The sequence below is a fragment of the Methanobrevibacter thaueri genome, from assembly GCF_003111625.1.
Lineage (GTDB): Archaea > Methanobacteriota > Methanobacteria > Methanobacteriales > Methanobacteriaceae > Methanocatella > Methanocatella thaueri.
In genome coordinates, this window is record NZ_MZGS01000028.1 from 127,570 (window position 1) to 142,091 (window position 14,522).

General features: G+C 40.2%; 12 protein-coding genes. 6 read left to right on the plus strand and 6 right to left on the minus strand.

Going from position 1 to position 14,522, the window contains the following annotated elements:
• Nucleotides 1–47: 47 nt before the first annotated feature.
• Nucleotides 48–2,735 (minus strand): STT3 domain-containing protein, encoded by a 2,688-nt coding sequence (locus tag MBBTH_RS09500; protein ID WP_116592799.1) that lies wholly within the window; start codon nucleotides 2,733–2,735, stop codon nucleotides 48–50.
• A 159-nt stretch (nucleotides 2,736–2,894) separates the two neighbouring features.
• Nucleotides 2,895–5,075, minus strand: coding sequence for a DNA topoisomerase I (gene topA, locus MBBTH_RS09505; protein WP_116592800.1), 2,181 nt, complete (start codon nucleotides 5,073–5,075; stop codon nucleotides 2,895–2,897).
• 142 nt (nucleotides 5,076–5,217) lie between these two features.
• Between topA and MBBTH_RS09510 the strand changes: the two genes are divergently transcribed.
• Entirely contained in the window at nucleotides 5,218–6,321 is a 1,104-nt protein-coding gene (locus tag MBBTH_RS09510) for a glycosyltransferase family 2 protein (RefSeq protein ID WP_116592801.1), read from the plus strand.
• A gap of 35 nt (nucleotides 6,322–6,356) precedes the next feature.
• Here MBBTH_RS09510 and MBBTH_RS10950 read toward each other — a convergent pair whose 3' ends face one another.
• From MBBTH_RS10950 to MBBTH_RS09520, 3 genes are read right to left on the minus strand one after another with little or no spacing between them, the layout of a single operon-like run.
• Complete coding sequence (locus MBBTH_RS10950) at nucleotides 6,357–6,515, minus strand: hypothetical protein (protein WP_165814068.1); 159 nt, start codon at nucleotides 6,513–6,515, stop codon at nucleotides 6,357–6,359.
• Between the two features lie 44 nt (nucleotides 6,516–6,559).
• On the minus strand, nucleotides 6,560–8,311 hold the full coding sequence (serB, locus tag MBBTH_RS09515) for a phosphoserine phosphatase SerB (protein WP_116592802.1): 1,752 nt from the start codon (nucleotides 8,309–8,311) through the stop codon (nucleotides 6,560–6,562).
• 12 nt (nucleotides 8,312–8,323) lie between these two features.
• Entirely contained in the window at nucleotides 8,324–8,872 is a 549-nt protein-coding gene (locus MBBTH_RS09520; protein WP_116592803.1) for a TATA-box-binding protein, read from the minus strand.
• 358 nt (nucleotides 8,873–9,230) lie between these two features.
• Here MBBTH_RS09520 and cyaB point away from each other — a divergent pair, with 358 nt between their 5' ends.
• The 5 genes from cyaB to fen are packed head-to-tail and all read left to right on the plus strand — an operon-like array spanning nucleotide 9,231 to nucleotide 13,798.
• On the plus strand, nucleotides 9,231–9,767 hold the full coding sequence (gene cyaB, locus MBBTH_RS09525; RefSeq protein WP_116592804.1) for a class IV adenylate cyclase: 537 nt from the start codon (nucleotides 9,231–9,233) through the stop codon (nucleotides 9,765–9,767).
• Nucleotides 9,768–9,805: 38 nt separating this feature from the next.
• The gene (locus tag MBBTH_RS09530; RefSeq protein ID WP_116592805.1) at nucleotides 9,806–10,969 is read left to right on the plus strand and encodes a homocitrate synthase family protein; all 1,164 of its coding nucleotides are present in this window, start codon (nucleotides 9,806–9,808) and stop codon (nucleotides 10,967–10,969) included.
• A gap of 9 nt (nucleotides 10,970–10,978) precedes the next feature.
• On the plus strand, nucleotides 10,979–12,232 hold the full coding sequence (gene hacA, locus MBBTH_RS09535) for a homoaconitase large subunit (protein ID WP_116592806.1): 1,254 nt from the start codon (nucleotides 10,979–10,981) through the stop codon (nucleotides 12,230–12,232).
• A gap of 9 nt (nucleotides 12,233–12,241) precedes the next feature.
• Nucleotides 12,242–12,805, plus strand: a complete 564-nt coding sequence (locus MBBTH_RS09540) for a chorismate--pyruvate lyase family protein (RefSeq protein WP_116592807.1) — start codon at nucleotides 12,242–12,244, stop codon at nucleotides 12,803–12,805.
• 9 nt (nucleotides 12,806–12,814) lie between these two features.
• Nucleotides 12,815–13,798, plus strand: coding sequence for a flap endonuclease-1 (gene fen, locus MBBTH_RS09545; RefSeq protein ID WP_116592808.1), 984 nt, complete (start codon nucleotides 12,815–12,817; stop codon nucleotides 13,796–13,798).
• A 48-nt stretch (nucleotides 13,799–13,846) separates the two neighbouring features.
• On the opposite strand, the gene MBBTH_RS09550 is transcribed toward fen, so the two are convergent.
• Nucleotides 13,847–14,497: a DUF2119 domain-containing protein gene (locus MBBTH_RS09550; RefSeq protein WP_116592809.1), complete on the minus strand. Its 651-nt coding sequence runs from the start codon at nucleotides 14,495–14,497 to the stop codon at nucleotides 13,847–13,849.
• Nucleotides 14,498–14,522: the final 25 nt, after the last annotated feature.

Genomic DNA, 14,522 nt, shown 5'->3' on the forward strand with positions numbered 1-14,522 from the left:
TTTCAAAATAAAAAAAAGAAAAAGAGTAGATTAGATGACTAATTCATCTAACTACCGGCTTTGGTATTATTAAAGTTTACATTGAACAGCATTACACCATTCTCAGCATGTACAGGCTCGAAGATGTCCTGATTTGCTCCACCTAACAGGTATAGCCTTGTGAACATTGAATTTTCAAGTTCATTACTCATGAGAAGTGGAGTGTACTGATCTTTGTCGCCCATAATGAACAGGGTATAGTTACCATCGTCCGCACCCTTGATGGACTCGTTTTTCATGATGTATCCATCTTCAATTAATATTAATCTGGATGCCTTCAATGGGTTGTATTCACTACCGTTGACCTTGATTGGTTCACCACTGTCAGTGTAAACAGATTCCACATGCGCGGTTGTGGTATTGTTACCACTTCCTCTTTCAATTACAGCATTAACAGTCATACCTTGATCCTCTAACAATTGAAGCTTGCCGCTTTCGCCTGACTTAACTGTTACCTGATCATATGGCACGTAGTAATTGTAATTTTCGGAAGATTGATTCTCAAAGTTCCATGCTCCGAAGAAACTCCACCAGCCCGCTTTGCTTAACATATCGCTGGAAGCAACGAAGGTTACAGGTCTTGGGTTGCTTGGGTGAGTGTACTCGATTGTCTGATTAGCTTCTGCAGCAGACAATCCATATTTAGTTGTAAGCACTTTTTGAGCATCATCAGCGGTTCTAGGTAAAATGTCAATGAGAATGGCGGTAGTGTTACCTGTTGAACCTGTTACATTTGTTGTTAAATATTCATCAGCCAAGGTACCTTTAGTGTTCAGCATTCTAAATATACCTGCAGACAATTCCAGATTGTCTGTTGTCATCGCCTGACCCAGCCAGAAAGCACGTTCCCCTGACTGAGAACCTCCGTCGAATGTTACTTGCCTGTCGGCCGCAACCTCGAAGAGGTAACCGAAGTCCCACCAGGATGTGACTACTGTGTCTTCAGGTTGGGTTTCATTAATCCATTTCATAGCGTTCCACATTGAATCGCTGGTACCTGGAACTACCTGTTCGGAAGTTTGGTAAGCTCCACAAATACTTGGAGTTACAAGTGCAAGGACCAAAGCAACGATTAAAACATATTTTTTGATTGGAACATGTTTTTTGTCAGCGGAATTATCTTTAAGAAGGTAAACTGAAGCCAAACCAACTGCAACAATTACAACGAATAGAACCGCACCTAAAACATTGTTGATTGTAGCCAATGGCACAGCAGCAAATACTGCACAGAATATCACTGCAACAACTATCCATTTGTCATTATCCAATCTGGATTTGATATAATCACATGCGAATCCAACGAAAATACCTGTAAGGAACGCAAATGGCAATACGAGAGTGGTAATGAACCTTGAACCACGGGTTGCAGCAAGAGCGGTAATTACTACCCATACAACAAATAAAGTTGCATATAATACAGTCAAACGTTTGTCGGCTAAAATCGGATTATCTCCACCAAATTTCAAGTCAGCCATGGAAAATTGGAATTTGCGGTCATTGTCTAACTTTTTAGCAGCGGATAACCTTTGACCTTTTTGAGGTTTGGAATCATCGACTGCCATATCAGCACTTCTGAATTTCCATGCTCTTGATACTAAGATATATAATACAACTAACGCTGCGAACAGTACCAGGATACCACCTATACCGTTAACAGCACCATTGGTGTTAGCCAAGAACAATGAAGTCATTCCTGCACCAAGCATTGATGGTGTTTGCATCTCTGCAACGGAAATAAGTACGTTAGGGAATCCGCCAACAACTACTGAAGCAGATTGCAAGTTCAATAAGTTGAGTACACGGCCAAAGATTCCGAGCACACCGTCAACACCTTGGAAGACAGCAAGACCCATAAATCCGACTATACCCAAGGCCACAATTGATAAAAATGCCTTTTGATGGATTAGCCATTGAATAACATTCGGATAATCATTTCTATCATCGCCAACATTGAAAATAAATGTTGCGATTAAGTATAGCACAGCAAACAGTCCCATTAAAGCTACATAAAAGATGTAACCAGTCCATTGTTGTGAGAACAATCCTATTGATGCGATGGACAAGATTGCAAAGACAATTTTCCATATCCAGTTATTGCTTCTGATTGACTCAACAAAGAAGAATATGAAGAATATCGAGAATATGTAATAGAACATATCTGTATCGAAAAATCCTGGGAATGTGTGTGCAAAGTAATTCGGAGCTAGCACAATAAGCAATGTTGCTACAATCGCCCCATAATCATTAGTAAGTCTTCTAGCAAATATGAATGCTGGGATTACTGCCAATGTAGATATAATGGCTCCAGTCCAAAATGCAACTTCCTTAACTGAATAATTTCCTCCAAGGAAACTGTTTGCAACGTCATGCAACCAGGAAGTCAGCCATACAATACCTAGCTCATAATTAATCTGGTTTCCTGTCGGAGCTAGCCTATGCATATCCCATTCACTACCATTTACAATTTCATCTCCCACATAGCCGTGATCGACATAATCATTGGTCAGCCTATAGTTATAGTATGAATCCATTTCACTGAAATAAGGAAGACCAGATGAGTCAACATACTCGGACTTGATGCTGTCATCGAGCATATTCAAATCAGCTGCAGGAGCTTTTAATGCGAAAACAACAGCTAAAAGAATTAAAATTATGATAATTCCTTTACCCACTGTCAATAACGTTTCTCTATTCATTAAAAATCCTCTACTTTAATTTCATTAATAAAAATCAAAATTATTAAATAAAATAAAAATAATTTCACAATGTGAAGAAATATTTTTATTGAATAATATATTTTATCTTTATATTATTAATACATTATCCTTTAAAAGAAAAATAAGAAAAAATAAATTTCATTTTAGTTTTTGCTCGAGCTCTTCAACTGAGCAAGTGAAACGGCATTTTGGAAAACCGCTGCAACCAATGAAATCTCCATAACGTCCGGAACGCTTAAGCAATTGTTTTCCACATTCAGGACATTCACCAACTTTTTCAGGCTGATGAGGTTTTGTGGTGTCCTTTCCGCAGTTAGGGTCAAGACATGCCCTTTGTCTAGGCTTTCCGAATGAAATGATTGGCAGACCGCACTTCTCACATTTTTTCTTAAGGAAATTGGTTCCCTTAGGAATGGAGTAAATGGTTGTGCAATCCGGATAATTGGAACATCCGACAAATGACGCCTTGGTCTTAAAAGAGTACCTTTTAACCAGATTTCCTCCACATGTCGGACAGGTGCCGACAATGTTGCTTTCCTGATAGGATTCATATAGTTTGGTTCCGATCTCCTTGGAATTCTTGGTGATGTCACCCAAAATGATCTTAACCTCTTTCTTACCCTCTTCAATTACCTCTGAACGTGTGGAGGTGTTGTTGTCAATGCCCTCAAGCTTGTTTTCAAAGGCCCTTGTGAGTTCCTCTGAAGTAAGGTCATTACAGTAGGTGGACAGTGTGTCAATCATGTTGGTTCCCAGCTGGTTTACTTCAATCTGCTTGTCGCCTGTGATGTACTTTCTGTCATAAAGCTTGTCTATGATGTCCGCACGTGTGGCCTTTGTACCTAACTCCCTCTTTTCAAGCTCCTTGATTAGGGATGCCTGGTTATACCTTGCAGGAGGTTTGGTTTCCTTCTCATCGGCAAGAAGCTTTAAGACCTTCAGGATGTCGCCTTCCTTGATGTCAGGGAATTCCTCATTGTCAATATTCCTATAAGGATAGTGCTCCATCCAGCCCTTATGGGTGACCCGTCTCCTTCTGAAGCGGAACTTTTCGCCCTCAATGTCCAGGGTTGTGCTCATTGTCTCGAACTTGGCCGCCTCAAAGAAAACTGAAATGAACCTGTAGACAATCAAGTCATAGATTTTCTTGTCGTCTCTGGATAGGCCTTGAGGCAATATTCCTGTAGGGTGAATTGCAGGGTGAGCCGCATCCTCTTTCTTACCGTTGTTTGGCCTTAGTTTAGACGGCAATTGTGAAATGTGCTTTTTAAACTCTCCGTCATGTGACAATTGTGAAAAGATCTCCTTGAAACCTAAGCTTTCAGGCAATTTTTGTGATGAGGTACGCGGATATGAAGTGTAACCTGAAGTATATAGGTTTTGGGCTATGACCTGTGTCTTTTTAGGAGAAAATCCAAAAACGTTATAAGCCTCAGACTGAAGTCCTCCCAGGTTAAACGGAACCGGAGGTTGTGTTTTGGAGTTTGACAGGGAAATCTTGTGAACCTTGGCGTCCTTGCCTTGGCACTTGGTCATGATTTCCTCGGCACGGGCCTTGTCGAATATCTTGCCGTCGACGTGGTCCACTTCAATGTGGTCCTCAACGCCGTCTTCGGTCCTGCCTTCAACCAATGCCTTGATGAGCCAATACGGTTCGGGAACGAAATCCTTTATTTCGTTTTCCCTTTCAACGAGAATGGATAGTGTAGGAGTCTGCACACGTCCTGCGGATAATTTTAAGAATCTGTGTTTTGCGCTGCTTACAGATTTCATTAAAGCTTTTGAGATATTTACGCCAAAATAATAGTCTAGAACGTGCCTTGCAATACCAGTATCGACCTGGTTCATGTCCAAATCAATTCTGTTGTCATATGCCTCAAGCAAATCCTTTTTTGTCAATGTGGAGAACTTCATTCTTGAGATTTTACTGAGATTATCCTGACCGCATGCATATTTCAATGCATTGTAGCCGATTAATGTCCCTTCGGTATCATAATCGCAGGCATGAACATATGAATCGGCGTTCTTGCCCAGCTTCTTGATTGCCCTGACATAATCCTTTGTAAATCCGCTGCCCTTCTTGTTCACCTCATATGCCGGTGCCCAGTGAAGGTCGAAATAGACCCTGTCCTTAGGGTTGTCCGGTGTCAATGAATATAGGTGTCCCACAGCGGATACGACAGTGATATCCTTTGAATCCTTCTTGAGTTCCCAATATTTAACTTTCTTATTGTATACTTTCTTTTTGGCGCTTGGTGAAAGCGCTTTTGCAATCTTTTCCGCAGATGTTGGTTTTTCGCAAACTATTACTTCATGCATTATTTCGTACCTATCTCAATTTTTTTATTAAATATATTTTAAAGAAAGTTATCATATAAAAGTATTACTATGAACAGAAAAGGAGATTTTAAATATCATTTTAAAAAATATATTATATAATTAAATCTTGTTCGATGATAAAATGAATGATAAAATTAGTATTATTTTGCCAATTTTTAATGTTGGAGACCACCTGAGAGGTGGAATAGATTCATTGGTCAACCAAACCATAGGAAATGAAAATCTAGAGATAATAATGGTAAATGACTGTTCAACAGACGGATCTGATAAAATCATAGATGAGTACGCCGAGAAATATGACTGCTGCATAGCTATTCATCATGAAAAAAACAGCGGTGCGGCTTACACTCCCCGCAATACAGGTATTGAAGCATCCACTGGGGACTACATAATGTTTCTGGACCCTGACGACAGGTACACACTTGATTCATGTGAGACATTGTACAGGGCAGTTAAGGCAAATAATGCGCAAGTGGCTTTCGGACGTTTCAGAAGAATATTCGAATACGGAGGAACTGTCCAGAAATCATACTCTCCATACATGGACAGCCTGGAGCAGGCCTATCCGGATGAGACCTTTGAAACCGAAAACTTCATCAATGTTCCGGATTTCATTTGGGACAATGTCCTTGAAAGCATTATTTACGGCAAGACCATCGAAGGGACCTATCCCCGCAACAGTCCGCTGGACACAATTCACGTTGACAGCATCGAACAGGAACCTGACATCTTAAAGATGCACCCTTCAGTGTGGAGTAAAATATATAGAAGGGACCTTATCATGGATAACGACATTCGTTTCCAGCCATACGTTTCAGGCGACGACATGGCATTTGCCCTGGAAACCCTCCTGAAGGCTGACGGAATCGTGTTCCTGAACAATTTCATGTGCTATGACTATTATATACGCGATCTTCCAAGCGACAAGTCAATCACAAATAATGTGAATGTGCGCCTTTTGGATGAGCTGATGGAATCCTATATTTACTGCAGGAAATGCACAGAAGGATATTCCAAGGAAATTAAAAACATCAGCGTCAATCCGCACCTCCTCCATTGGATGTACACATGGAAAAACTCACCATTCACCAAGGAAGAAAATAAATTGCTGCTGAGCAAGGTCAACAAGCTTAAGAAAATACATAAAACAGATACAAAAACCAAATGGCTGCTCTCATCAATGACAACCGCAATAGAAACTAAAATCTACACTTCAAAAGAGTGATTCGAAAAGAAAAAAAGATAATTGCATAAAAAAAATTATTTTTTTGAAGTCAGGTCTTCATTGTAAAAACGGTAAAAATCAGCACAGAAATCGCAAATTGGAAACTTGCCGTTACGGTAATATCCAAGTTCTGCCTTGTTCATGTCAAATTTCTGACCGCAGATAAAACATGTTTCTATTTTTTCTTCAGACATGTTAAAACCTTAAAAAAAGAAAAGATTAAAGGTTAAAATTGAATTTAACCTATATTGTATTTTTGCAAGAGTAAAATCTCTTCGGTAGAGACTTTTCCACCTTGTTTGAATTTTTCAAAGATTTCTTGAGCTCTTTGTCTTTCTTCACGGTTTTTGTTGGAACCGGAAGATCCTTTGTTATCGGATTTTCTGCGTTTAGGTTTGTTGGAACCTAACTTCTTGTTGATAACATGGATGTCACTTAAGATTGCTTTGAATTCTTCGTGTTTTTCGGATGCATTTCTACGTGCTTCGATGAATTTTTTGTGTGCTTCATCAGCTGCGGTTCTAATGTCATCGGTTTTTCTGAAGTATTTAAGCATTTCTTCGTGAGCTGCTTGAGCTTTTTCGGAAAGTTCAATGACTTTTTCGTGTTCTTCTTCGGAAACTTTCTTGAGTTCTTCAGCTTCGCCTTTAGCTGCTTCATCCTCATGGATTTCCATTAATTGTTTTCTTAAGTCATTAGCGTTTTTAACAAGTTGGTTTTCTTTCTTGATGTCTAATACACGGGTTTCGATAATCTTATCGATCTTTTTAATCTCGTTTTCAATTTTGATTTTGTTACGTTTACCAGAATTCCATTCGAGACTTTTGATTTTTGCATTAGCTTCATTACGAGCTTTTTTAGCTTCTTCAACTTGTTTGTTGATTTCATTACGCTCATTTCTGAATTCAATAGCTTTGTTTAAGTTTTCTTTTAAGGATGCGTTTAATTCATCTCTTATTTTACGTTGTTCTCTAGCTGTTTTGTTGAATTCTTCCCTTTCTTCAGCTACTTTTGCAATTTCAGCTTCTTTTTCATCTTTTTGTTTTCTAACGCCTTCCATGGTGTCAGCGAGAACAAATTCTTCTTTAGGAGCTTCTTCTTCTGCAGCTTCCTCGGTTGCTTCCTCTTCAGCAACTTCTTCGGTAGCTTCCTCTTCACTAGCTTCTTCTTCGACAGTTTCATCAGCAACTTCTTCTTCAGCTGCTTCTTCTTCTGCTTCTTCTTCAGCAACTTCTTCGGTAGCCTCTTCTTCGACAGCTTCCTCGGTTGCTTCTTCTTCAGCTGCTTCTGCAACAACTTCTTCTTCGCTAGCTTCTTCTTCAGTAGCTTCTTCGATTTCGTCTTCTACAGTTTCAGTGGTTAATTGATTAAGGATTTCACATAAGACTTTGCACAAGTCTTTTTCTTCTACTACTACATCAGCTATTTCTTTTACGGAATCTTTTGCATTGAATGCAATTCCGCATCCAGCTGATTCAATCATGGAAATGTCGTTAGCGCCATCTCCAACAGCAACTACATTTTCTAATGCAATTCCTGCTTTTTCGACATGGTCTTTCAATACGTCCAATTTGTTTCCGGAAACGAGAGGACCAGTCACTTCACCAGTTAATTTACCATCTTCGACTGTGAAACTATTAGTATAAACTGTGTCAACACCGAGTTTATCTTTAACTTTATCAGCCACTACATCAAAACTACCACTAATGATAGCTACATCTACATCTTTTTCTTTTAGACATTTGATGGTTTTGCAAGCACCAGGCATTAATGGAAGTTCATCAGCTAATTTCTCGATATCTTCAATAGAAGTTCCTTCAAGAAGTTGAACTCTATCTTTAATAGAAGTTTCAAAGTCTATTTCACCTTGCATAGCCTTTTCAGTTATTGCAGCTATGTCATCTTCAACATTTGCTAATTTTCCTATCTCATCTATTGCTTCACCATCAATAATAACGTTATCTAAGTCAAATACTACAAGTTCAATCAATAATACCACCAATTATATTAAATCTAGCTCACTTAATCTATCGTAAGCTCTTTCGACGCCTAACTTAGCGTCACTTTTGGTTTTCGCACCGGTACAAACAACTTTACCGGAACCAAATAATAATAATACCACTTTAGGGTCAGATAATCTGTATACCAAACCAGGGAATTGTTCCGGTTCGTATTCAGTATCTTCAAGTTCCAAAGCTACTGCTTCTAAATTTAATGTGGATTCCAAGTTTGCAGAAGCCACAATGTTTTGAATTTTAATTTCAAACTCTTCAGGAATATCGGTATCCACTGACCTCATCAAATCAACAGTCTTCTTAATTGCTGTTTTAGAATTGTCAATAGACTTTGCGCCGGTACAAACAAGCTTTCCTGAGCTGAAAATCAATGCTGCAGTCTTAGGATCTTTGAGTTTAAAAACTAATCCCGGAAACTGTTCACGATTAAAAGTAACATCAGGTTCTAAAGCTGTTTTTACTACGGAAAGGTCAATATCTTTACCAATACTAGCAGAAGCTACAATGTTTTCAATTTTAATTTCAACATCGGTCAATTTAAAACCTCCAATCAATTATTAAAAGTAGTAAGTAAAAATTATAGAAAACGAAAAATCGATTTAAATTTTTACTAATTAAATATTATATTTAAATAGTATATAAAGGTATGTTTATTTGAAATTTTAACAAAAATTTTAAAAAAATTCAAAATTTTAAATTTCATCAAAAAAACTTTTTATTTATAAATGAAATTGCAAACAGTATATAGAAAATACTCATTTATAAATGTTACTACATTTAAGTGAAAAAAACAAAAAAACAAATAAGAATATTAATTTTAGGAAAATCCATTTTCAAAAACTTGAGAAATATATAATAATACATTAATCCAAAAGTTTTAACTAGTTGATTGTCATGATAGAAGTAGAAGTCAAAGCGAAAATAAACAGTTTCGAAGAAATCGAAAACAAACTTGAAACACTGGGCGCCGAAAAGAGCAAAACGGAATTCCAAGAGGACATTTACTTTGCAAGCCCAATAGTCGATTTTGCCCAAACCGATGAGGCATTGAGAATAAGGACCACTGACAATGACATTTTCATAACATACAAGGGTCCGAAACTCAACGACAAGGCCAAAACAAGAAAAGAGGTCGAGATGAGTATCGAAAGTGCTGCAAAGGCAAAGGATATATTTGAGGAAATCGGCTTCAGGGAAGTGAGGACCGTGAGAAAGAACCGCCAGTACTACACCTATGAAAACTTTGAAATATCACTGGACGACGTTGAAGGTCTTCCACCATATATGGAAATAGAAATAGAAATGAAAGACGATGCAGATTACACCGAAGCCCAAGGCAAAATATTTGAGCTGTTTGAGAAATTGGGCATCACAGACGGCTTTGAGAGGACATCATATATGGAACTTTTGGAAAATTTAAATAGTATATAATTACTAATATTAAATATTAAATTTAAGAAGTGATAATTTTGCAATATTTTATAAGTCATTATAACAAGGAATGTGAATTGACATTTCCTGAAGACATTACCATTTATGATACAACATTAAGAGACGGTGAACAGACCCCTGGAGTCTGTTTCAGCTTTGATGAGAAATTGGAAATCGCAAGAAAACTGGATCAGTTCAAGATACACCAGATTGAAGCGGGTTTTCCTATAGTCTCTGAAAAGGAAAAGGAATCAGTTAAGGCAATCGCAAATGAGGGTCTTGACGCAACAATCCTCGGTCTGACCAGGACAAAGACAGAAGACATCGATGCTGCCCTTGACTGTGACGTGGACGGGGTAATCACCTTTGTGGGAACATCCGACATCCACCTTGACCACAAGATGCACATCACAAGGCAGGACGCAATCAACCTGTGCGAAACCGCAGTCGACTATGCGAAAGACCACGGACTGTTCGTTGCATTCTCAGCAGAGGACGCCACAAGAACCGATATTGAATTCCTGAAACGCATATACGGCAAAGCTGAAGAGTGCGGAGCCGACAGGGTGCACATTGCAGACACCACAGGTGCAATCACCCCTCAAGGTATTGACTATCTTGTCAAAGAGCTTGTAAAGGACTTGAAGCTTGACCTTGCGGTTCACCTTCACAATGACTTCGGTCTTGCGGTAATCAACTCAATCGTCGGAGTCCTTGCAGGTGCAAAAGCCGTTTCAACAACAGTCAACGGAATCGGCGAAAGGGCCGGTAACGCATCACTCGAAGAGTTAATCATGGCAATAAAAATCCTCTATGGAAAGGACTACGGATTCAAGACAAAATACATCAAGGAACTTTCCGACCTCGTCTCAAAGGCAAGCGGACTTCCAATCCCTTACAACAAGCCTGTTGTCGGAAACAACGTGTTCAGACACGAATCAGGAATCCACGTCGATGCGGTCATCGAGGAACCGTTATGCTACGAGCCATACCTTCCCGAACTTGTCGGACAAAAACGCCAGCTGGTGCTCGGTAAGCATTCAGGCTGCAGGGCAGTAAGGGCAAAGCTCAACGAATGCGAACTTGACGTTACCGATGACGAGCTTATCGAAATCGTAAGGCAAGTCAAAAAGCAAAGGGAAGAAGGAAAATACATCAACGACAAGGTTTTCAAGGAAATAGTCAAGAACACCAAGAAATAGGTCATGATCATGAATATCACTGAAAAAATTCTCTCAAAAAAGGCGGGACATGAAGTTACACCAGGAGAAATAATCGAAATCCCGGTGGACCTTGCAATGTCTCATGACGGAACAAGCCCCCCTGCAATCAAGACATTCGAAAGGATTGCGGAGAAGGTATGGGACCCTGAAAAGATAGCCATCATATTCGACCACAACGTTCCGGCAAACACAATAGGCTCAGCGGAGTTCCAGAAGGTTTGCCGTGACTTCATAAGCAAGCAAAATATCACTAAAAACTACATTCACGGCGAAGGAATCTGCCACCAGGTCGTTCCCGAAATGGGACTTGTCGAACCGGGCAAGGTGATTGTGGGTGCCGATTCACACACATGTACCTACGGCGCATTCGGAGCATTCTCCACAGGTATGGGAGCAACCGACCTTGCAATGGTCTGGGCAACCGGAAAGACATGGTTCATGGTTCCGTCCGCAATCAAGATGGAAGTGACCGGTGAGATTAACCAGTATATCGCACCTAAAGACATCATCCTAAACATAATCGGTGAAATCGGAATAGCCGGGGCAACCTACAAGACAGCGGAGTTCTGCGGAGAGACCATCGAGAACATGGGAGTCGAAGGAAGGGCCACCATGTGTAACATGGCAATCGAAATGGGTGCCAAAAACGGCATAATGGAACCTAACAGGGAAGTCATCGACTACATCTGCCAGAGAACAGGCAAGAGGGAATCCGAACTGAACATCGTGAAATCGGATGACGATGCCGTTTACGAAAAGGAAATGCACTTTGACATCAATGACTTGGAACCGCAGATTGCATGTCCAAACGATGTCGACAACGTCAAGGGAATCTCAAAAATCGAGGGAACATCAATCGACCAGTGCCTGATTGGTTCATGCACAAACGGAAGACTGTCAGACCTCAAGGATGCGGCTGAAATCCTCGAAGGAAACAGCATCGACGACAGCATCAGACTGTTAATATTACCTGCTTCAAGGGAAATCTATCAGCAGGCAATCCATTTGGGATACATCGACACCTTCATCAACGCAGGAGCAATCATCTGCAATCCCGGCTGTGGACCATGCCTTGGAGGACACATGGGAGTGCTTTCAGAAGGCGAATCATGCATATCCACAACCAACAGGAACTTCAAGGGAAGAATGGGAGATCCTGCCTCATCAGTATACTTATCCAACTCCAAAGTTGTTGCAGCATCTGCACTCACCGGAGTCATAACAAATCCAAAAGACATATAGGTGTTTTAAATGGCACAAGACAAAAACGAAGCAAACAAACGGCTTATTGAGAAAATGAACGACCTTGAAGATGATTACGGTCAGAAATTTTCCAATACACAGAAAATACTGTTAACCACAGACGGATCAATAACAGCGATTTTAGATGTCCTATACGGGAAAATCGAACTGGACACACTTGACCAGCATCTCGAGGATGCTGATGCGGAACATGCAAAGCTGGTAAACGTCAATGAGGGTGATGAGATCAACTTCAGGGAAGTCCTGATGCATAAGGGTGAGCAGCCATTGATATATGCAATCTCACACGTTCCATTGGGACGCTGCTCAAAGGAAGTCTGCAATGACCTGCTCCGGGCGGACATCCCAATCGGAAGGATTTTAAAGAATTACCACATCGAATCAAGAAGGGAAGTCAACAACATCTTCATCGAAAAGCCAAACGACAAGCTGAAAGAGCTCTTCGGCACGGATGAGGATTTCCTGGCACGTGACTATGTCATCATAAACAACGATGAGATACTTATGTGGATTAAGGAAATGTTCCCTGTAAGCTATTTTGCAGAGATATAGGTGAATAAAATGGGCGTAAAATTAAAGGATATAGTTGAACCGGAATCAATAAGCTTCAAGGACTTGGAGGGAAGGGTAGTGTCAATAGACGCATTCAACACTCTTTACCAGTTCCTGTCAACCATAAGGCAAAGGGACGGAAGGCCACTGACAGACGAGCACGGCAACGTTACCTCACACTTAAGTGGAATACTCTACCGTAACTCCTCAATGATTGAAAAGGACATTAAACCTATCTATATCTTTGATGGAAAAGCCCCTGAACTCAAAAGCGAAACCCAGGCCAAAAGGCGAGAGGTTAGGGATGAGGCTGAACAAATCTATAAGGAAGCCCTGAAAGCCGGAGACACCGAAAAGGCCCGCAAGTTTGCAATGAGATCATCAAAACTGTCACCGGAAATAATCGAATCATCCAAAAAGCTATTGACCCTTATGGGAATTCCATATGTCGAGGCCAAAGGCGAAGGTGAAGCGCAAGCCGCATACCTGGTGGCAAATGGAGACGCATATGCAGTGGCATCACAGGATTACGATTGTCTGATGTTTGGCGCCAAAAGGGTTGTGAGAAACCTTGCGGTAAGCTCAAACCTTGGAGACCTTGAATTCTACCAGCTGGACAAGGTGCTAAGGCAATTGAACGTGACCCGTGAGGAGCTTGTTGACATGGGAATCCTGATAGGAACCGACTTCTGTGAAGGCCTTAAGGGAGTGGGTGCAAAAACCGCACTTAAATTGGCCCACAACGGACAACTGAAAGAAAAAATAGCTGAACTTCAAAAGGAATCCACACATGACCTTGATGAAGTGAGAGACATATTCCTGAAGCATAACGTCAACACCGACTACAAAATCAAATGGGAAAAGCCTGACAAGGACAAGCTAATTGAATTCATGTGCTATGAGCATGGTTTTTCAGTTGAACGTGTCAGCAGAGCCAGTGACAGGCTTAAGAACTTGAATTCATCACAGGGAAGCCTTGATGCATGGTTCTAACATTAAAACCAAACTAAATACCCTAATTTTTAGAATAAAGGATTTGCTTTAATAAGGAGGGAAATCTTCACCGAAAACTTTTCTTGCATACTCAACCGCCAAAGCAACCTGATCGGCATAATCAATCAGCATCTGCCTTTCAAAATAATCACGTGATGGAGACTTTAAAATTAGCTTAAGCAAATCTTCATAGGTCTTTACTGCCAAATCCTTATTGAAATCATATTTCTCAACGATTTCAGGAGTCAATTTCTCAAAACATGGAAATTCAAGTGTCTTGCATACAGTCTCGGTTGAAAAATAGGTCATGCGTATCAAAGGAGATACTGAGGACACTAAAACATGATTTCCGAGCTTTATCAATGGAGGAATTCCAGTCTTTCTGTAACGTTCCATTGATGTCAGCTTCTCATAGTTCTTAAGGTTATAGCAGTGAAGCTCCGTGTAGAAATCAGGCTGGAAATAGTTGATCAGATCAAGAATCTTCAATCCCAATTCGCTTTCATAGTATTCCTTTTTTATGGTTGAGATATAAGGTGTCTTGTCGAAGTTATAAAAGTAGAACTGTCCTAGGGACAAATCGCTGTCTTTAATTCTTTTAATGAACTTTAAGGATGTCAATCCCTCATTGCCGTGGACCCCTCCAATAAACAGTTTAGTGGGTCCCTTGCCATTGTCAATGTATCTGAAATATGACATGAAAAAAAAGAAGAGTTGGAAGGAA

Coding starts and splice junctions, on each gene's coding strand:
- MBBTH_RS09500 (WP_116592799.1), bottom strand. CDS start 2,735: ATGAATAGAGAAACGTTATTGACAGTGGGTAAAGGAATTATCATAATT.
- topA (WP_116592800.1), bottom strand. CDS start 5,075: ATGCATGAAGTAATAGTTTGCGAAAAACCAACATCTGCGGAAAAGATT.
- MBBTH_RS09510 (WP_116592801.1), top strand. CDS start 5,218: ATGAATGATAAAATTAGTATTATTTTGCCAATTTTTAATGTTGGAGAC.
- MBBTH_RS10950 (WP_165814068.1), bottom strand. CDS start 6,515: ATGTCTGAAGAAAAAATAGAAACATGTTTTATCTGCGGTCAGAAATTT.
- cyaB (WP_116592804.1), top strand. CDS start 9,231: ATGATAGAAGTAGAAGTCAAAGCGAAAATAAACAGTTTCGAAGAAATC.
- hacA (WP_116592806.1), top strand. CDS start 10,979: ATGAATATCACTGAAAAAATTCTCTCAAAAAAGGCGGGACATGAAGTT.
- MBBTH_RS09540 (WP_116592807.1), top strand. CDS start 12,242: ATGGCACAAGACAAAAACGAAGCAAACAAACGGCTTATTGAGAAAATG.
- fen (WP_116592808.1), top strand. CDS start 12,815: ATGGGCGTAAAATTAAAGGATATAGTTGAACCGGAATCAATAAGCTTC.
- MBBTH_RS09550 (WP_116592809.1), bottom strand. CDS start 14,497: ATGTCATATTTCAGATACATTGACAATGGCAAGGGACCCACTAAACTG.